19 protein-coding genes and 2 tRNA genes are annotated in these 17,739 nt (G+C 62.5%); 14 read left to right on the plus strand and 7 right to left on the minus strand.

The window, feature by feature from the left end; all coding sequences use genetic code 11:
• Positions 1 to 9 precede the first annotated feature (9 nt).
• A complete protein-coding gene (locus tag KIT79_12225) occupies positions 10 to 1,665 on the minus strand; it encodes a cation:proton antiporter (GenBank protein MCW5830069.1) in 1,656 nt (551 codons plus the stop codon).
• Positions 1,666 to 1,762: 97 nt separating this feature from the next.
• On the opposite strand from KIT79_12225, the gene KIT79_12230 reads away from it, so the two are divergent.
• From KIT79_12230 to KIT79_12240, 3 genes are read left to right on the plus strand one after another with little or no spacing between them, the layout of a single operon-like run.
• Positions 1,763 to 2,719, plus strand: coding sequence for a tRNA-dihydrouridine synthase family protein (locus KIT79_12230; protein ID MCW5830070.1), 957 nt, complete (start codon positions 1,763 to 1,765; stop codon positions 2,717 to 2,719).
• A 52-nt stretch (positions 2,720 to 2,771) separates the two neighbouring features.
• Positions 2,772 to 3,380: a YkgJ family cysteine cluster protein gene (locus tag KIT79_12235; GenBank protein ID MCW5830071.1), complete on the plus strand. Its 609-nt coding sequence runs from the start codon at positions 2,772 to 2,774 to the stop codon at positions 3,378 to 3,380.
• 15 nt (positions 3,381 to 3,395) lie between these two features.
• The gene (locus tag KIT79_12240; GenBank protein ID MCW5830072.1) at positions 3,396 to 4,277 is read left to right on the plus strand and encodes a hypothetical protein; all 882 of its coding nucleotides are present in this window, start codon (positions 3,396 to 3,398) and stop codon (positions 4,275 to 4,277) included.
• Between the two features lie 37 nt (positions 4,278 to 4,314).
• Here the strand turns inward: KIT79_12240 and KIT79_12245 are convergent.
• A tRNA-Val gene (locus tag KIT79_12245) sits at positions 4,315 to 4,389 on the minus strand.
• Between the two features lie 263 nt (positions 4,390 to 4,652).
• Between KIT79_12245 and KIT79_12250 the strand changes: the two genes are divergently transcribed.
• The 11 genes from KIT79_12250 (at position 4,653) to KIT79_12300 (ending at position 13,543) form a co-directional block, all read left to right on the plus strand.
• Positions 4,653 to 4,726 (plus strand) — tRNA-Gln (locus KIT79_12250).
• Positions 4,727 to 4,784: 58 nt separating this feature from the next.
• Positions 4,785 to 5,726, plus strand: a complete 942-nt coding sequence (locus KIT79_12255; GenBank protein ID MCW5830073.1) for a ribose-phosphate pyrophosphokinase — start codon at positions 4,785 to 4,787, stop codon at positions 5,724 to 5,726.
• Positions 5,727 to 5,799: 73 nt separating this feature from the next.
• Positions 5,800 to 6,564 carry a 50S ribosomal protein L25 gene (locus KIT79_12260; protein MCW5830074.1) on the plus strand — a complete coding sequence of 255 codons (765 nt, stop codon included), beginning with the start codon at positions 5,800 to 5,802 and terminating at the stop codon, positions 6,562 to 6,564.
• Between the two features lie 25 nt (positions 6,565 to 6,589).
• Positions 6,590 to 7,219, plus strand: a complete 630-nt coding sequence (pth, locus tag KIT79_12265) for an aminoacyl-tRNA hydrolase (protein MCW5830075.1) — start codon at positions 6,590 to 6,592, stop codon at positions 7,217 to 7,219.
• Positions 7,220 to 7,242: 23 nt separating this feature from the next.
• Complete coding sequence (ychF, locus tag KIT79_12270; GenBank protein MCW5830076.1) at positions 7,243 to 8,337, plus strand: redox-regulated ATPase YchF; 1,095 nt, start codon at positions 7,243 to 7,245, stop codon at positions 8,335 to 8,337.
• Between the two features lie 79 nt (positions 8,338 to 8,416).
• The gene (locus KIT79_12275) at positions 8,417 to 8,872 is read left to right on the plus strand and encodes a YiiD C-terminal domain-containing protein (GenBank protein MCW5830077.1); all 456 of its coding nucleotides are present in this window, start codon (positions 8,417 to 8,419) and stop codon (positions 8,870 to 8,872) included.
• A gap of 325 nt (positions 8,873 to 9,197) precedes the next feature.
• Positions 9,198 to 9,428, plus strand: coding sequence for an acyl carrier protein (locus KIT79_12280; GenBank protein MCW5830078.1), 231 nt, complete (start codon positions 9,198 to 9,200; stop codon positions 9,426 to 9,428).
• A gap of 164 nt (positions 9,429 to 9,592) precedes the next feature.
• Positions 9,593 to 11,065, plus strand: a complete 1,473-nt coding sequence (locus KIT79_12285) for an aspartate ammonia-lyase (GenBank protein MCW5830079.1) — start codon at positions 9,593 to 9,595, stop codon at positions 11,063 to 11,065.
• Positions 11,065 to 11,955, plus strand: a complete 891-nt coding sequence (locus KIT79_12290; protein ID MCW5830080.1) for an oxaloacetate decarboxylase — start codon at positions 11,065 to 11,067, stop codon at positions 11,953 to 11,955. Before KIT79_12285 ends, KIT79_12290 begins: the two co-directional genes overlap by 1 nt.
• Positions 11,952 to 12,767, plus strand: coding sequence for an enoyl-CoA hydratase/isomerase family protein (locus KIT79_12295; GenBank protein MCW5830081.1), 816 nt, complete (start codon positions 11,952 to 11,954; stop codon positions 12,765 to 12,767). The genes KIT79_12290 and KIT79_12295 overlap by 4 nt, the downstream gene beginning before the upstream one ends.
• A gap of 5 nt (positions 12,768 to 12,772) precedes the next feature.
• Positions 12,773 to 13,543, plus strand: a complete 771-nt coding sequence (locus KIT79_12300; GenBank protein MCW5830082.1) for a glucose 1-dehydrogenase — start codon at positions 12,773 to 12,775, stop codon at positions 13,541 to 13,543.
• A 2-nt stretch (positions 13,544 to 13,545) separates the two neighbouring features.
• On the opposite strand, the gene KIT79_12305 is transcribed toward KIT79_12300, so the two are convergent.
• The 5 genes from KIT79_12305 to KIT79_12325 all read right to left on the minus strand — a co-directional run bounded on the left by KIT79_12305 (position 13,546) and on the right by KIT79_12325 (position 17,459).
• Complete coding sequence (locus tag KIT79_12305) at positions 13,546 to 14,187, minus strand: helix-turn-helix transcriptional regulator (protein ID MCW5830083.1); 642 nt, start codon at positions 14,185 to 14,187, stop codon at positions 13,546 to 13,548.
• Positions 14,184 to 15,092, minus strand: a complete 909-nt coding sequence (locus KIT79_12310) for a hypothetical protein (GenBank protein MCW5830084.1) — start codon at positions 15,090 to 15,092, stop codon at positions 14,184 to 14,186. The genes KIT79_12305 and KIT79_12310 overlap by 4 nt, the downstream gene beginning before the upstream one ends.
• A gap of 134 nt (positions 15,093 to 15,226) precedes the next feature.
• A complete protein-coding gene (locus tag KIT79_12315) occupies positions 15,227 to 15,772 on the minus strand; it encodes a hypothetical protein (GenBank protein MCW5830085.1) in 546 nt (181 codons plus the stop codon).
• Positions 15,769 to 16,809 (minus strand): FAD:protein FMN transferase, encoded by a 1,041-nt coding sequence (locus tag KIT79_12320; protein ID MCW5830086.1) that lies wholly within the window; start codon positions 16,807 to 16,809, stop codon positions 15,769 to 15,771. The genes KIT79_12315 and KIT79_12320 overlap by 4 nt, the downstream gene beginning before the upstream one ends.
• A complete protein-coding gene (locus KIT79_12325) occupies positions 16,806 to 17,459 on the minus strand; it encodes an FMN-binding protein (GenBank protein ID MCW5830087.1) in 654 nt (217 codons plus the stop codon). The genes KIT79_12320 and KIT79_12325 overlap by 4 nt, the downstream gene beginning before the upstream one ends.
• Positions 17,460 to 17,739: the final 280 nt, after the last annotated feature.

Consider the following 17,739-nt stretch of genomic DNA (forward strand, 5'->3'; position numbering starts at 1 on the left):
CCCCGCCTTTCAGACCGTCAGCACCAGTTCGACCGCCCGCTCTGCCGCGTCCTCGTAGGGCAGCAGCGCCACGTCAGCCCCTTCCGAGAGTACCAGTTCAGCATCAAAATGAAGATGGCTCGTGACGGCGATCTTTCCGGTAAAACCGGCCTGGCGGAACTCGTGCGTCAGCACCAGCCGGAAGTCGGTATGCGTGACGCCGGACAGCCGGGGCGGAATGGCCAGAATGATCCATTTTGCCTCCCGGAACGGCAGGCTCAGCGGAAAGTCCGGATCCTCGGCATCCCCATACATCACCGGACAGCCCTTGCCGCGCCACGAATCCACCACGGCAGGATCAAAATCAATCCCCAGAACGGAGACGTTACGGTCCCTCAGTCCCCGGGCAATGGCTCCGCCATATCTCCCCAGCCCGAACAGGATGACATCATAATTCTCGCCAACACCGGCAGTTGAAGTCTCTTCCTCACGGTGCGTGTATTTCCGCTCGAAAGGGATCAGGAAGCGATCCAGTTTCGCATATAGCGGATGCGAATAGACGATCATGTAGGTGGAAAGGGTAATCGTCACCAGCCCGACGAGCGTCACCAGGCCCATCGCCTCCGGTCCCACATGGCCCAGCGAAACACCCATCGCCATGAAGATGAGGGAAAACTCGCTGATCTGTGCGACTGTGAGCCCCGCCAGGAATCCGGTCCTCCGCCGGTAGCCCATGTACCCCATGATCGCGAGGACAATCAGGGGATTGCCAATCAGCACGAAGGCCGACAGCGCGATAGCAGGTGACACCTGCGCGCCGAGCACGGAAAGATCCAGATGTGCCCCAAGACCGATAAAGAAAAACAGGAGCAGGAAATCCCTGACTCCCGACAGGCGCGAGCCGACCGCATCACGAAACGACGTCGAGGCGAGCGAGACTCCCCCCAGAAGGCCGCCCAGTTCCCGGCCGAAGCCGAGCCACCCGCTCACGGCGGCCAGCACGACCGCCCATGCCACGGCGAACGTCACCATCAGTTCCGGCGTCTGGGCCATGCGTTTCAGGAGCGGCTCGGCCACATAGCGGATCATCACCCAGACGGTTCCCAGCAGGATGATCCCGCTGAAAACCGTCATCAGCGGGCTTCGCGCCGTCTCGCCGATGCCTGCTCCCACCGCCGAGAGCACGACCATCGCGGCCACGACGAACAGGTCCTGAACGATCAGGAAACCGAGCGCGATCCGGCCATGCAGCGAATCGATCTCCCGCTTGTCCGAAAGCAGCTTGACGACGATGATCGTGCTCGAAAACGTCAGGGCCACCGCCGCGTAGGCGCTGGCCACCCAGTCCATGCCCAGCCCCATGCATATGAGGAATCCGAATATCGAGGTGAACGCCACCTGCCCCATGCCGGTCGCCACGGCGACCGGCCCCAGGGTGCGAATGAGCTGGATGTCGAGTTTCAGTCCGACCAGAAACAGCAGCAGCGACACGCCGATATCGGCCAGCAGGTGAAGGTGCTCCGGGCGGTTCATGATGCCGAGCACCGACGGACCGACGATGATGCCGACAGCGATGAAACTGACGATCAGCGGCTGGCGGAGCAGCACGCCCAGAAAGCCGGCAAGTGCCGCGATTGCCAGAATCGCGGCCACCTCGGCGAACACCGATTCAAAGACAAGTCCCAACTCCCCTGAAAACTCCTTCCCGAAACGTCAGTCTAGCCCTATCCGCCCCCGGACGCATATGACCGGAAGCACCGGACCGGCTACATATCATCCCAGGATGACGGGATTTCCCCACCAGATACCGGCCGCTGTCACGCTGGCCCCCATGGACGGGCTCACCGATGCCCCGGCGCGGGCCCTGCTCACCTCGTATGGCGGCATCAGCTACTGCACGACCGAGTTTGTCCGGGTCTCCGGAACGCCCCTGCCCGAGCGGGTGCTCCTGAAGGAATGCCCGGAGCTTCTCAGCGGCGGGCGCACTCCTTCCGGCACTCCGGTATCCGTACAAATACTGGGCGGCGATCCGAAGCTGATGGCTGAAACCGCACGCCGGCTGGCTGCGCTCGGAGCACTGGCGATCGACATCAACTTCGGCTGCCCGGCCAGATGCGTGAACCGCCACGACGGGGGATCGGCCCTGCTTCGCTATCCGGACCGCCTGTATGCCATCGTTGCCGCGGTACGTGATGCGGTGCCGGATGCAGCCCCTGTTTCGGCCAAGATCCGCCTTGGCTTTGCCAGTCCGGACGATGTTTTCACCAATGCCCCGCAGATCGAGCGGGCTGGCGCCACCTGGCTCACGCTCCATGCCCGCACCCGCGAGCAGCAGTACAAGCCGTTCGCCGACTGGGAACGGATCCGGCGGGTCAGGGAGTGCGTAAAACTTCCACTTGTCGCCAACGGCGATGTTTTTGTTCCTGCCGACATCGGACGGTGCCGGGCGGCCACCGGAACGCAGCATGTGATGGCCGGACGCGGCGTTATTGCCGATCCGTTCTTCTTCGCCGCGACGCGGCCCTATTCCGGCAACCGGTTCCTGATCGAACTGGCCCGCGCCTGTCTCTCCCGACCGGGCGGACCATCGCCGGTCCAGATCACGGCGCGCCTGAAGCACTGGGCAAAGGCGATCCTTCCGGAAGCAGGCTTTGGCATCTTCAAACGGTTCAGCGAGCTGGACCCGGCGCTTCACTACCTTGAGGCAACGGACCCGGACCCCCTGCGCGCCTGCGCCTGACGGCCGAAGGCCTGTCGCCAATCCCGCAGCTCCGTAGTATGAGTGCGTCCCTATGGATATCCGCACCCGGAAACTCCTCGACATGGACCGCGCAGGCGAAGCCCGCGAGATCATGCCTGACGAAAAAGTTCCTTTCGAATGTGGCGGCTGCGGCGGCTGCTGCCACCATGTTGAAGTCCCGCTCACCGATCACGACCTCAGGCAGATTGCCGCCCACTTCCAGGTCACACCCCGCGATTTCATGGCCCGGTACGGGGAGTTCACCGCCTGGAACGGTTTTCTCCCGGTGGCCAAGCTGAAGTTCCTTCCCGACGGCTCCTGTCCGTTCCTGAAACCGAATGGCCACTGCGCCGTGCATCCCGCCCGGCCACTTGCCTGCCGCCTGTTCCCCTATGCCCGGATCGCAACGGCTGATGGCCGCTCGCGGTGGTTCAAGCTGGGCGAGAGCCGCCATTCGGGCTGCCCGTCCGGCCCGGGTACTCCGCGACGGACGGTGACCGAATACCTCGAAAACCAGCAGGCCGCTCCGGCCCTCGCCGCGGAAGATGCCTTTATCACCCGGTGCCGGGAGATTCTCGCCCGGTCGGGTCCGTTCGACCTGCTGGAGGAACTCATGGCCTTTCGCAGCCGCGTACGGGAACTGTATGGCGACGTCTGGTAAACTGCATTTGTCCTTATGAAGAACACACTGCTCGCCCTTGCCGTTGTCATCATCGGCCTCCTCATCGGGGAGTATGCCGCCCGTCAGGTGGACTGGGCCGGCACCCGGGTGCTGGAGCGGAATCCCGAATGGTACGAAACCGATGCGGCGGGTTTCCGTCAGCCGCCGACGCCGCTGGGCGCCCGTGTGCCGGAACTGGTCCGGATCGCAGTGCTCTCGGGCGATGAGACATGGGGGCCCGGCGTTGAAACCCAGTACCTGTGGACCGTCGGGCTTGAAAAGGAACTGGGCGGATGGGCCCAGGTGATGAACCGCGCACTTCTCGGAGCGAATGCCGCCGGATCGGCCGCCACCATCGCCTCGGTCATGCCGGACAAACCGGACATCATCCTGTGGGCGGTCTCCCCGGCGATGCTGCTGGAATCGCCGGACACGATGGACCCCAATCCGGCCAGATGGCCCGCCTGGTGGCGGCTGGGAACCATGCTGGAGCGGGCGCTGCTCAGCGGGCGCCAGGCCGCCATGCAGAGCGGCAACCGCAACGGCCGCCTCGCGGCGGCCGGTGGCTCGCCAGATTCACCCGGCATACGGCTGCTGGACGGTTCCCTGAACCTGATCGGGGAAATGGTCATCTCAAATGGCGGCCGCCTCGTCGCTTTCATCCTCCCGGACTTCGGACAGGACGCCAACTACAGTCTCCTGCCCGTTCACGACCAGATGGCAGCCACGTTCCGGCGCTGGAACGTGCCGGTCATTGATCCCGTTGTGAACTACCGGATGCAGGACACACGGATGCTTCGGCTCGACAGGTTCCACTTCGTTCCCAGCAATGAAGGGCACGAATTCCTGGCCAAAGAGGCGGCCAAGGGGCTGCGCGGGCTGAGCCTCGCCCCCTGAGCCATTCAACATAACTACTTGTAATTACTAATTAAACTGGTGGGCGATACAGGATTCGAACCTGTGACTTCCACCGTGTGAAAGTGGCACTCTACCGCTGAGTTAATCGCCCAGATGACCCCGGAATGAACGGGCTGGCGTTCCCGCCAAGGCCCTCACATATAGAGAAACCGGGTAGCTCCGTCAACGGGGTTCAGGCCGCGTCCTTGCGTAAACCTGCGTCCTTGACGCCCCCACAGGCGGACACTAGACACTGGGTTCCCAAGGCGGCCGGTAACAGGCCGTGGGGTGGGAATTGGACACCCGCCGCCATTTAGCATGACGGGGGGACGGCCCGGCCGTAAAACGTCTTGCCCCGGCTGCCGGGGCGACAGTTCCGGGTTCGTCTAATGGTAGGACAGCAGGTTTTGATCCTGTGAATGGGGGTTCGATTCCCTCACCCGGATCCACAAGTGGCAGTATTCGCAAGGCCGTAAGGGGCCTTTCAGCTCCGGCAAGGAACCTCTGGTGCAGGTTGGCAAGATAAAACTGTTCACGGGCAACTCGAACGCCCAGCTCGCCAAGGCAATCTCGAACTACCTCGGGATTCCGCTGGGCCGTGCGTCGATCCGCCGTTTTGCCGACGGCGAGGTGTTCGCCCAGATCGACGAGAACGTCCGAAACATGGATGTCTTCATCGTCCAGTCCACCTGCGCGCCGGTGAACGATGCGGTGATGGAACTGCTCATCATCATGGATGCCGTGCGCCGGGCGTCGGCCGCGTCGATCACGGCCGTGATCCCCTATTACGGGTATGCCCGTCAGGACCGGAAGGTCGCTCCCCGGACACCGATCAGCGCCAAGCTGGTCGCCGACCTGCTGCAGACCGCCGGTGCCACCCGGGTGCTGGCCATGGACCTCCACGCAGGCCAGATACAGGGATTTTTCAACATTCCCGTCGATAACGTATTCGCCACGCCGGTCCTCCTCCGGGCGATCACCGACCTCAACCTGAAGGACCAGGTGATCGTCTCCCCGGATGCCGGCGGCACCGAACGCGCCCGTGCCATCGCCAAGCGGGTAGACGCCCAGCTCGCGGTCATTGACAAGCGCCGCCCGATGCCCAATGTCGCCGAAATCGTGAACGTGATCGGCGAGGTCGAGGGCAAGGATGCCATCATCATCGATGACATCATTGACACCGCCGGAACGCTCTGCGCCGCCGCCCAGGTGCTGCATGAAAAGGGCGCGAAATCGGTTTATGCGGCCGCCACCCACGGCGTGTTTTCGCCGCCGGCCATCGAGCGGATCGAGAAAAGCGTACTGACGAAGGTCCTCGTCACCGACACCATTCCGGTGAACGGACCGGGCCCGAACAGCAAGATCCAGCAGCTCAGCGTGGCCGAACTGCTCGGAGAAGCCATCAAACGGATTTACTACGGAGAGTCGCTCAGCCAGCTCTTCGTCTGAAACAGTCTTATCTGGCCGGGACCGGGGTTCAGCAGGGAACGCCCGTAACAGGCCTAAAACCATGGAGACCCATATGTCCGCGCAAGCACAACCCGTAACCGTCACCATTCGCCAAGGGAGCGGCAAGAACGTCAACCGCCGCCTCCGCCAGGCCAGCCTCATCCCTGGGATTTTCTACGGTCCCGGCGCCCAGCCGGTGCCGCTGGCCACCAATCCCAAGGACCTGCTGGCTGCGATCAAGACCGAGCGCCGGGAGAACACCCTGCTCCAGCTCAAGACCGAGAAGGGCGGCACGCCAGTCGATGGCAAGTTCGTGCTGCTCAAGGACTACCAGCGTGATCCGATCTCCCGGGACCTGATCCATGTGGACTTCCTCGAAGTTGCCCTGGACCGTGAGGTGAAGGTCGAGGTGCCGGTCCATGTCACCGGCAAGTCCAAGGGCGTCGTGGAGGGCGGTATCCTCACGCTGCTCATGCACAAGATCGAGCTGTGGTGCCTCCCGGACCGCATCCCGTCCTTCTTCGAGGTCGACGTGACGGAACTGGGCATTGGCGGAAGCCTCCATCTGTCCGATGTCACCTTCCCGGCAGGCGTGCGCCACGCCTACCACACGGCGCGGACGATCGCGGCCGTTGTTGCTCCGGAAGCCGAGGAGAAGCCGACCGAGGCACAGGCCGCAGAGGCAGTTGCTGCCGCTGGAGCCGCTGCTGCCGCCGCCGCTGCGGGTGGAGCCGCTGCAGCCGCGGGTGCTGCCGCCCCAGCCGCTGGCGCTGCCGCCCCGGCGGCGGGCGCTGCCAAGGGCGCAGACGCCAAGGCCGCCCCCGCCAAGAAGAAGTAACCCTGAGTAAGGGGCTGCTTCTGGCATGAAGCTGATCGTCGGGCTGGGAAACCCTGGCCCCAAGTACCAGCACACGCGGCACAACGTCGGTTTCATGGCCGTGGAGCGTCTGGCTGAAAAGCTGGGCGCCTCACGGCCAGTCCAGAAATACGACGCGATCGCAGCGGAAGCTAAAATCGGCGGTGAGCTGGCCTGGATCATCCAGCCGCAAACGTTCATGAACCTGTCGGGCCGGAGTGTCGCGGGGTTCTGCCGGTTCTACAAGCTGAAGGCGGCAGACATGGTTGTGCTCCACGACGAAATCGACCTTCCCCTTGGGCGAATCCGGATCAAGCAGGGAGGCGGCGTGGCCGGACACAACGGACTCCGCAGCATTGTTGCCGACACCGGGACCGAGGATTTCTACCGCATCCGCATGGGAGTGGGCCGGCCCCTGGATGCACGGATGCAGGTTGTCGACTGGGTGCTCCAGCCATTCGCCGCTGATGAATCGGAGCGGGTCACCGCACTCGTCGAGGCCGCAGGAGAGGCGGTAGTCGCGCTCCTGACGGAAGGACTCGCCAGGGCGCAGGAGAAGTTCAACCGGCGGCCAGATCCCGGCAGCCCGGCTCCGGCGGCGAACACGCCGGGCAGTAACGGACCCGGAAAAAACTGAAACAGGAGTCTTGAGAAAACCATATGGCACTTCAGGCAGGCATTGTGGGGCTCCCGAACGTCGGCAAGTCGACACTTTTCAACGCGCTGACGGCGGCGGGCATTCAGGCCGAGAACTACCCTTTCTGCACGATCGAGCCGAACCACGGCATCGTCGAGGTGCCCGATCCGCGGGTCAGAAAGCTCACCGAACTGGCCAAGCCACAGAAGGTGATCAACGCAACCGTCGAGTTCGTGGATATCGCCGGACTCGTGAAGGGAGCGTCCAAGGGCGAGGGCCTCGGCAACCAGTTCCTCGGCCATATCCGCGAAGTGGATGCCATCATCCATGTCGTCCGGTGTTTCGAAGACCCCAACGTGATTCACGTGGACGGAAACGTAGATCCCGCCCGCGATGTCGAGGTGATCGAAATCGAACTGGTACTGGCCGATCTTGACACTGCCCAGAAGCGTTACGAGCGGGCAGCCGGCAAGGCGAAGTCTGGCGATGCAAAGCTCAAGGCCGAGTCGGACTTCTTCAAGCTGGTTCTGGATACCCTGGAAAAGGGTCAGCCGGCTTCGACCATTGCTGTTCCAGACGAGTTCACCGGCGAGTTCCGCGCCTGCCACTTCATCACGGCCAAGCCCGTGCTGTTCGTGGCCAACGTGGACGAGGCGGGGCTGAAAAACGGCAATGCCCACGTGGAAAAGCTGAAAGCGATCGCCGCCAAGCGGAAGGCGGGCGTCATCCTGATCTGCTGCAAGATCGAGTCGGAGATCGCCGAACTGGAAGGCGACGACAAGCTGGCGTTCCTCGCCGATCTGGGTCTGGAGGAACCGGGACTGAACCGTCTCATACGGGCCACCTATCAGCTTCTGGACCTCATCACCTTCTTCACGGTGGGCGAGAAGGAAGTCCACGCCTGGCCGGTCAAGACGGGCAGCAAGGCACCGCAGGCGGCCGGGAGGATCCACACCGACTTCGAGCGGGGGTTCATCCGGGCCGAAGTCATCCACTACGCGGACTATGTGGCCTCCGGGTCCGAACACGGCGCCCGCGAGGCGGGGAAACTGGCCACCGAGGGCAAGGAATACGTTGTCCAGGATGGCGACGTGATGCACTTCCGGTTCAATGTCTGAAATTGACTCGCCAGTCAGTCCGGGCTACCCAGACTGACGCCCCGGTCATCTGCCGGGAGCCCAGCCCGGAGTGGAACCCATGCAGAATCCAGCCCCGCAGATCAGTCCGCAGTTCAAGCAGATGCTTGTGAAGACCATCCCGTTTGTGGAACGGGCCGGCATGACCGTCGAGGAGATGGAACCCCGCCGGGCCGTCGGCAAGATGCCGATCAAGCTGAACCTGAACCACGTCCAGATCATGTATGCCGGATCGCTGTTTACGCTGGCCGAGATCACCGGCGGAGCAATGCTCGCGGCCACCTTTGACCTCAGCAAATACCGCCTTGTGGTGAAGAGCTTCAACATCGAGTTCAAGAAACCTGTCAAGACCGACGCCCTGTGCGAGATCGCCTTCCCTGAGGAAGAAGTCGAACGGATCAAGAAGATCCTCGATACCGAGGGCCGCTCGGACTTCACCGTCAAGGGCGTCATCCGTGACATGAACGGTGTGGAAGCCGCCTTCTCGACCGCCGTTTACAACGCAAAGAAAATCTGACTTCCGGGGCTGAACGGCATCTTGGGATTGAGGATCAAGCCGGGTCCAAAAGGCTTTCCGATTACTCCAGGAGAGTGCGAAGGCCACTACGCACCATTACGCACCCCGACTGCGTAGCGGTGTTCTCAAAACCGTTCTCTACTGCCATTGTGGATAATTCCAGGCTACATAACTCGCTGAAATTACTGTCTTATTATTGTTACAACCGGGGACGGTTCACGGCACGAACTATGCTTCATCCCGACCTGCTTGTTGCAACCTCGCCCTGAAGGCCAGTCGGACTGAAGGCGGGGTTTTGCACTACCAGCAGGGGGTTTGAGAAATCATGCACCAGGTGGAAGAGAAGATCATCGATATCATCAGCCGCAAGTTCCACGTCGCGCCGGACAAGATCCGTCCGGACCTGGAACTCCGCCGTGACCTGAAGGGCTCGGATCTGGACCTGATCGAACTGCTCGTCGCCATCGAAAAGGATTGCGGCGTCGAGATCGACAGCCAGCGGGCTTCCCGTGTCCGCACCGTCCGCGACGCCTGCCAGCTCGCTGCCAGCGCCTGACCGCGCCTCCAGACGGCAAACCCGAACGGCCCCGGAACCACCGGGGCCGTTTCGCGTCTGGCGCGCTTTCATTCCCCCTCGCCCGTGGCTACGCTCGCCGCGCATTTCAGGCCCTCCGGCCGCGAAACGCCCAACACCACAGAACAAGGAACCTGCACCGCATCATGGCCAAGAAACCCGCCAAGACCTCCCGGCTCAACATCAAGTCCGCCACGGGAATACCCGTCGCCCTCAAGCTCACAGGCAAGACCCGGACCGAAAAGGATTCGCTCGGCGAGGTCCAGGTTCCGGTGGAGGCCCTGTACGGCGTCCAGACGTTCCGGGGCTACAACAACTTCCGGGTGTCGGGCCTCACCGCCAACGAACAGCTCATCCGCGCCTATGTCATGATCAAGCGGAGCTGTGTCCTCGCCGCCAAACAGCTCAAGGACAAGGGGATGCCGCCCAAGGTGGCCGATGCGATTATCGCTGCCACCGACGAGGTTCTCGCGGGCAGGCATCATGAGCACTTTATCATCGACGTATTCCAGGCGGGTGCCGGGACCAGTTTCAACATGAACACGAACGAGGTTCTGGCCAACCTCGCCCTGGAGCGCACCGGCAAGCCGCGCGGCGACTACAAGACGATCTCCCCGAACGACCATTCGAACTTCGGCCAGTCCACCAACGACACGATGCCGACCGCGCTCCGCCTGTCGGGGCTGATGCAGGGAGAGCGGCTGCTGCCGGTACTGGACAGCCTCATCAAGGCGTTCGACCGCAAGGCAGTCCAGTGGAAAGACATCATGAAGTCAGGGCGCACGCATCTCCAGGATGCGGTGCCCGTAACGCTCGGACAGGAGTTCCGGGCCTACGCCTCGGCGCTCAAGCGGTCCCGCCGCCGGCTCGCGCTCGCACTGGAGGAACTCCATGAACTCCCGATCGGCGGAAACGCCGTCGGAACGGGCGTGAATACGCCCAAGGGATTCCAGAAACAGGCGATTGCCAACATCGCCAAGCTCACGTCCCTGCCCGTCCGGCCACCAGCCGATCCCCGCGAGCACATCCAGTCCCAGCAGCCGGTCGCGGCCGTTTCCGGTGCCCTGCGCGACCTGTGTCTGGAACTGACCCGAATCTCCAATGATCTCCGGCTCCTCTGCTCTGGCCCCACGACGGGGTTCGACGAGATCCGTCTTCCCGCCGTCCAGCCGGGCTCCTCGATCATGCCGGGCAAGGTGAACCCCGTCATGGCCGAATGCCTCAACATGGTCTGCTTCCATGTACTTGGCGCCGACACGGCGATTTCATATGCAGTGCAGGCAGGACAGCTGGAACTGAACGTCATGATGCCGCTCATGGCGTTTGAACTGCTGTTCTCGTTCGAAATCCTCATCAACTACCTGCCACAGTTCGAGGCCTCCTGCCTGGAAGGCATCGAGGCCCAGAAGGCGCGCTGCGAGGGTTACCTTGGCATGAACCCCTCGCTCGCCACGATGCTGAACCCGTTCATCGGCTACCTCCGGGCGGCCGAGATCGCCAAGCAGTCGGTCAAGGAAAACCGGAGCGTCTTCGATCTCATCCGTGAGCAGAAGATCCTGACGGAAGCCCAGATCAAGACGGTCTTCTCGCCCAAAAACCTGACGGGCCATCTGGACTGATGAAGCGCTCCCGGAAACCTGCGCCCGCGAGGCGGCACTCGATCACCGGTCTCATCGCCACCGGGAACCCCCTGCCGCTCCCTGGTGTCTATGACGCCCTTTCGGCCCGGCTCGCCGAACGGGCCGGTTTTCAGGCGGCATTCGTCAGCGGATATTCGCTTTCGGCCGCCGCGCTGGGGGAGCCGGACTTCGGCTTCATCGGTCACGCGGAGATTGTCGACGCTGCCCGCCGGATCTGTGCATCAGTCACGATTCCCGTCATCGTCGACATAGATACCGGTTACGGCAACGCTTTCAACGTCGAGCGCGTCGTCCGCGATCTCATCAACGTGGGCGCGGCCGGCTGCTTCCTCGAGGACCAGGTGTGGCCCAAGCGGTGCGGCCACATGGAAGGGAAAAAGGTGGTTCCGCTTGAGGAATACCTGCCGAAGCTCCGCGCCGCTCTGGCCGCCCGGGGCAAGGCACCTTTCCACATCACCGCCCGCACCGACGCACGGGCGGCCGTGGGACTGGACGAGGCCATTCGCCGGGGGCAGGCGTTCGCCGAGGCGGGAGCGGACGCCGTGTTCATCGAGGCCCCCCAGTCGGCGGCCGAGATGGCCCGGATCCGGAAGAGCATTTCCCGTCAGGTGCCGCTTGTCGCCAACATGGTGGAGAACGGCAAGACACCACTCCAGCCTTACAAGCGGCTCCACAAGTCGGGGTACCAGATCGTCGTGATGCCGGTGGCCGGGCTTCTCGCCGCTGCGAAGGCACTTCAGGATGTGTATGGGACTCTGGCGAAGAAGGGTGTAACGTCCGCATTTGCCCGCCGGATGCTCACCTTCCAGGAGATGAACGGGCTGACAGGGCTTCCCGAACGCTACCGCCGCGAGAAGGAGTGGGCATGAATTTCGTCAAAATCGAAAAACCCAAGCCGCACATTGCGGTCGTGACGCTCGACCGTCCCGACCGCTACAATGCGCTGTCGTTTGCGCTCATGCGTGATCTCCACAAGGCGTTGGATGATTTGATGGGGGATCCGGCTTCCCGCGTGGTTATTCTGACCGGTTCAGGCAAGGGGTTCTGTGCCGGGGCCGATCTCAAGGCCGCCGCTTCAGGCGAGCAGAAGGAGTGGGAGCCAGGCCTGGGACCCATCCAGGACAAATACCGGATGCAGCAGGCTTACGGACAGCTGATCCTGAAACTCCGCCAGATTCCCCAGCCGGTGATTGCCGCCGTGAACGGCCCGGCCGCCGGGGGCGGGTTCTCGCTCGTGCTGGCCTGCGACCTGCGGATCTGCGCGCCGGAGGCGAAGTTCAACTGCGCCTTCACGCGGCTCGGGATCGGCGGGGCAGAAATGGCCTCCAGCTACTTCCTCCCGAAACTGCTGGGGCCGGCGCTCGCTGCCGAACTGATGTACACCGGCCGGTTCGTGGATGCCGACGAGGCGCTTCGTACAGGGGTCGTGAGCCGTGTCGTACCCGGCGACAAGCTGCTCGACACCGCCCTCGGCCTTGCCGGTGAAATGATTACCCACGCGAGCCCGTTCGGTCTCCGCATCACCAAGGAGGCGATCAACCTCGCCCAGGGAGGGCTCTCGCTGGAGGAGACCGTCGCCATCGAGAACCGCAACCAGGTTCTCGCCCTGCAAACACAGGATTTCATGATGGCCGCCGCTGCCTGGGCGCAAAAGAAGAATCCCGAGTTCAAGGACCGCTGATTCCAATGACCGCGAAGAAAAACTACTTCGACCTCACCGGAAAAGTAGCTGTTGTCACCGGAGCGAGCCGGGGCCTCGGACGCAGCATGGCTCTGGGCCTTGCCCACGCTGGAGCGGCAGTCGTGCTGGCTTCGAGAGGAAAAGAGGCACTTGATGCAGTCGCGGCGGAAGTGCGCGCAGACGGCGCCGAAGCCCTTGTCGTCCCTGCCGACCTGGGCACGAATGAAGGCAATGACCGGCTGGCGGAAGCGGCTCTCGGCTGGAAGCAGCAGGTGGATATCCTCGTCAACAACGCCGGTTACAGCAGTTCGGTTCGTTTCCTGGAATCCACTGATGAGGAGTGGCGCAGGATTTTCGACATCAACCTGTTCGGCATCGTACGGCTGACGCGCTCCATCGGGAAGCACATGACCGCCCGCAAGCAGGGGTCGGTCATCATGATCGGCAGCGTGCTCGGCCGCACCGCCATGAGCGGCGCCTCCCCCTATTGTGTCACCAAGGGGGCCATCGAACAGTTCACCCGCGTGCTGGGAACCGAATGGGCCAAGTTCAATGTGCGGGTCAACTGCATCGCGCCCGCCTATTTCGACACGGAACTGGCCTCCGAGGCCCGAAACGCCGAAAAGACCTACGACTACATTGTCCGCCGGACTCCGATGCGCCGGTTCGGCAATGCCGATGAGATCATCTCGTCGGCACTCTATCTGGCCAGCGACGCCTCATCATACGTTACGGGCAGCATCGTTCACGTGGATGGCGGCTGGACGGCTGCCTAGCATCAGGAGGGCCTGGGCAACGGCCCATTGGCACCCGGCCGGAACATCCTGAGCATCTGGAAGCAGACCCGGAGGTCGACCTCTTCCGGGTCGAGCTGCCACTGGAAGAATATGCCCTCATAGACGGCAATCATCATAGTGGCCGCATGGCGTATCATGGCGGGGTCTGCACCCGGATATTCACGGACGATCTCCCGGACGATGGCATCCCGGTACCGGCGATAGATTCCCCGGAGCCGCTGGCGCACGCGGCCATCCTCTTCCGAACGTTCCATGGCAAGCTGGTGCAGTACCCGCAGGGTTTCGGGCGAATGGGTCATCTGGCGCTCGACGGAATTAAGGAAGATCTCGAACCGCTCTCCGAGTGTCCGGCCGGCGCGGACTTCCTCAAGCACATGGTCCACATAGGTCGAGGTGCTTTCCTCGATCACGGCGAGAAGGATGTCATCCTTGCCACCCTTGAAGTGCCAGTAAATCGACGATGGCGACGCCTTCGCGCTGGCGGCGATCTCGTCCACCGAGGTCGCCGCGTACCCTTTTCGTGAAAAAAGATGCTCGGCCGCATGAAGGACGCGCTCGCGGGAACTGGACGACCGGCGCTGGAACGGCTTGGGGCGAAGCGGCCTGGAAAGGGGCGGCTTCACGCGGACGATTCCATCATCATGCGCTGGTTGTAGCGCATGATCTGCTTCTGGAAGTTCACACCCATGCGGTACTGGGGAATGTTCATGGCGTGAGGCGCCCGGTCCGGCACTGCCCTCACCCGGTTCCAGTATTTCTCCTGCCGCTCTGGCTGGACCATGCGCCGCGACATGGTACGTGCGTGACGGAACATGGTCGTGAATCCCATTGGCAACAGCACCAGGCCGGTCATGATCCTCCTCCATGAACGGGCCAGTCCCGCTGCCACTGTGGGAATATCCTTCGCCGTCAGCTTTCCGCCCGGATTGATGGAGGCGATGCTGCGCCCCGTCCGCTCCAGCAGCCAGTAGTCCATGGCGAGATGACGGGATTCATCGATGTCGATCCGGCGGAACACCTCTGCCTGCAGCGGATCGTTCATCATGGTCTTGAGAGCTGGTATCAGGATCGCATCAAGACCAATCTCGAACAGGATGATCTGCGAGCTGGTGAATTCATACAAATCCCTGGTGGGGTTATCAAAATTGCCCCGGAGGTACCGGAACATGATCCGCACGGAGAGCGGCAGATCCTTCCAGCCGACGCCGTACCGCTTGGCCATCAGCATCTCGGCGTCGGCGTGGCGGGTCTCGTCCCGCTCAAACAGACGGTAGATTGCCTTGGCGCGCGGATCGTCCACGTAGTCGGCGCACAGGGCGAATATCCGGGCAGCCTGGCGCTCAAGTCCCGCCGTGAAGACGATCATCAGCGCCGCATCGCGCAACTCCTGCTTCGACAGGCCTTCAGCGCCCTCCAGCGGACGGGACCAGTCGAAATCGTGGACGTCCCACTGTCCCTTGCGCGTGGCCTCCAGGATGTGGTCGAGGTCGATCTCGGCCGCTTTGGCTTCTGAAGTGCTGGCTCCCATGCCTGGTACTCCTGTTTCCGGCTGATTTCGTTCCGCCCCTCTGGAACGACCGTTACAGCACTACTGTAGCGATCGTTCCAGTTACCCGCAACAGAAAATAATAATTAGCTGTAATTACAGATATTTAGACGATATTACCCGGTGACTGGCGGGCGGTATTCACCTTTTTCGCCAGCGAACCAGGTTTCCCACAGAACGCACCACGCCGTGACCGCAAGCCCGCCCAAGGCAGCAAGAAACCCGGCCAGAAACAGCACGCCAAACACCGGCGACAGGTACCGGATCAGCCACAGGCTTGCGAGAAACGCCGCCAGCCCGCCGAACATCGCCGCGATTACCCAGACCTTGAACCGCTCGCTCCGGGCCGTGAGCGTCAGCATGTGCCCGTAGATATAGAGCAGCATCCCCATGCCGAACGCGTGAACATGGGTGATCCGCAGAAGGGTTTCGTAATCAATGGCGAAGTAGAGCTGGGTTCCCTCCGCCAGTTCGTCACCGCCGGCATAATGGGCCGTAAGCCCCTCGATACTGAGCCCGTTCTGCTTGTGGGCGAAGAAGAATGTGATGATGATGCCGATAAGAGTCAGAACCAACGCACCCGTTGTGAGCACCTTGATGGCCGGCGAGGCCCGCCCCAGCCGGTAGTGAACCACCGGCGGGCGCTTGCCGGAAGGATTCACCGGCGAGGCTCCGGACGGAGATAGCGGGCAAACCCCGGCGTCATGACCCGGCCGCCGGGAAGCGATGCGTCGGCAACCAGAAGCTCCCGGCCGGGAAGCGATCCGATCAGTTCCAGGCCGCGGGCCGCACCCATCACGAATACCGCGCTGGAAAGCGCATCGGCTTCAGCGGCCACCGGCGCGATGACAGTGACGCTGGCCGGGGGAGCCGCGACTGGTTCCTTCGTGCGCGGGTCAATAAGGTGCGACCGGCGTTTTTTTCCGAACCACAGGCCCTGTTCGTAGTCGCCCGAAGTTGAAACAGCCGCATCATCCAGTTCCAGCACTGCAAGGCTGCCGTCCGGGTCGTGCGGATCCTGTATCGCCACTTCCTGAACCGGCAGCCGGCCCACAACACGGATGTCGCCGCTCACGGCAACCAGCGCGCTTTCCACCCCAAGGGATTTCAGCGCTTCCGCCGCGCGGTCTGCGCCGTAGCCTTTCCCGATGGCACCAAAGTCCAGCCGGACCTGCGGGTTCGTAAGGCGCGCCCGCCGGTTCGCGGTTTCCAGTTCCAGATGGTCAAAACCCACCGGTTGCGCGGCGATCTCTGCCGAATAAGGCTCGGCACCACGGCGGGCGGCGGCCTTCCACAGCCTTACCGCCGCCCCGGCGGCCGGATCGAAAGCCCCGCCGCTCGAACGGTTCAGACGTGCACTCATACCAGATATCTCGATGAATCCGGCAGAAACATCCGTCCAGCTTCCATTGGCAAGAGCGAGCCGTCCCACGTCGCTCGTATCAGAAAAGTGTGACAGTCCCCTGTCCACGGCACGGAGCGCATCGAGAGCCGCCTCGGCGGCTCGTACGGCAAATCTCCGGTCCGGGTGGCGAATGAATATTTCGGCGATGGTTCCCATCACCTGATCGGCACGGGCAACCACTTCTCCGGTGATTTCAGCCGCCGCCAGCAGCCGGAAGGGACGGGCCGCAATTGCGCAAACCCCTGCGCTTGCAGCAAGTCCCAGAAAGTCGCGGCGGTGAAAGGACTTTTTCACTGGACGGTTCCTTTCGTTTCTCCCGTGACGGTTGTTCCTGCCCGGTACCGGGGGGCCGCCTTGAGAAACATCTCCTGGGTGAGAAGCAGAGCCTTCTTCACTCCCCCTGTCATCACCTCCGCCGAAACCGTCGCTCCCGATACGGAGCGGATCGACCTGCCGACTCTCAGTTCGTCGTCAATAGTCTTACCCTCATACTGCGCGTTGAACCGGCGAGCCTTTACCTGTTCACCTCTGGGTTCGCGGTATACCACCACCGCCGTGCGCGTGATTTCACCGGCAGGGCTTACCCCCACAATGAAGGTAATCGGCCGGAAACGGGTCTTTTCCGTGAGCAACCAGGCGTATCCGGCCAGTTCGCCGGTTTCCGGATCACGCCCCACCCGGACGGTCACTGTCTCGCCGGGCTCCACGCCCAAACCTGTAAACTCGAAAAGCCGGGCCGCCAGCTCGGCATCAATAGTCCGGCTTTCGGCGGTAACCTCCACCCCCTCACCGAGGGCGAAATGCACGGCTTCCTCATCGGACATGTAGCGGATTGCCCATGCCGGACGTACCGTCCCCACCACGGCCAGAAGTCCCAGCACTCCCCATAGGGCAGCCAGCATCTGGACCGTTCGCTTTCGTCTTGCTGGAATTACGACCGGCATCCTCACCACCTGTGCTGCACCGGGACGGGCCCAAACATTCCAGCGGGAATCCGCTGGTTTTGAATATAATTATCAATTTCCTGAGATTAAGTCAAAGAGCCGTCACAGAATTATTGCTGGCAGCCGCCCTACCCGTTTCCTGAAGAATGTGGAACAGTTGCTGGGGAAGCCGATTTAGCCCTAACCGTGTGAAATTGTCTCGTTATCCGGTAACTTCAGGCTGTGAAAAACGTTCCCTGTACTGAAGTCCAAATAGCTGAAACCGGCATTTGGCCTTTCC

The organism is Deltaproteobacteria bacterium, from assembly GCA_026129095.1.
Lineage (GTDB): Bacteria > JAGRBM01 > JAGRBM01 > JAGRBM01 > JAHCIT01 > JAHCIT01.

Bases quoted from the DNA above. Each gene is read 5' to 3' on its own strand.
- KIT79_12235 (MCW5830071.1), top strand. From the start codon at position 2,772: ATGGATATCCGCACCCGGAAACTCCTCGACATGGACCGCGCAGGCGAA.
- KIT79_12240 (MCW5830072.1), top strand. From the start codon at position 3,396: ATGAAGAACACACTGCTCGCCCTTGCCGTTGTCATCATCGGCCTCCTC.
- KIT79_12230 (MCW5830070.1), top strand. From the start codon at position 1,763: ATGACGGGATTTCCCCACCAGATACCGGCCGCTGTCACGCTGGCCCCC.
- KIT79_12285 (MCW5830079.1), top strand. From the start codon at position 9,593: ATGGCCAAGAAACCCGCCAAGACCTCCCGGCTCAACATCAAGTCCGCC.
- KIT79_12280 (MCW5830078.1), top strand. From the start codon at position 9,198: ATGCACCAGGTGGAAGAGAAGATCATCGATATCATCAGCCGCAAGTTC.
- KIT79_12300 (MCW5830082.1), top strand. From the start codon at position 12,773: ATGACCGCGAAGAAAAACTACTTCGACCTCACCGGAAAAGTAGCTGTT.
- KIT79_12290 (MCW5830080.1), top strand. From the start codon at position 11,065: ATGAAGCGCTCCCGGAAACCTGCGCCCGCGAGGCGGCACTCGATCACC.
- KIT79_12275 (MCW5830077.1), top strand. From the start codon at position 8,417: ATGCAGAATCCAGCCCCGCAGATCAGTCCGCAGTTCAAGCAGATGCTT.
- KIT79_12325 (MCW5830087.1), bottom strand. From the start codon at position 17,459: ATGCCGGTCGTAATTCCAGCAAGACGAAAGCGAACGGTCCAGATGCTG.
- ychF (MCW5830076.1), top strand. From the start codon at position 7,243: ATGGCACTTCAGGCAGGCATTGTGGGGCTCCCGAACGTCGGCAAGTCG.
- KIT79_12310 (MCW5830084.1), bottom strand. From the start codon at position 15,092: ATGGGAGCCAGCACTTCAGAAGCCAAAGCGGCCGAGATCGACCTCGAC.
- KIT79_12260 (MCW5830074.1), top strand. From the start codon at position 5,800: ATGTCCGCGCAAGCACAACCCGTAACCGTCACCATTCGCCAAGGGAGC.
- pth (MCW5830075.1), top strand. From the start codon at position 6,590: ATGAAGCTGATCGTCGGGCTGGGAAACCCTGGCCCCAAGTACCAGCAC.
- KIT79_12295 (MCW5830081.1), top strand. From the start codon at position 11,952: ATGAATTTCGTCAAAATCGAAAAACCCAAGCCGCACATTGCGGTCGTG.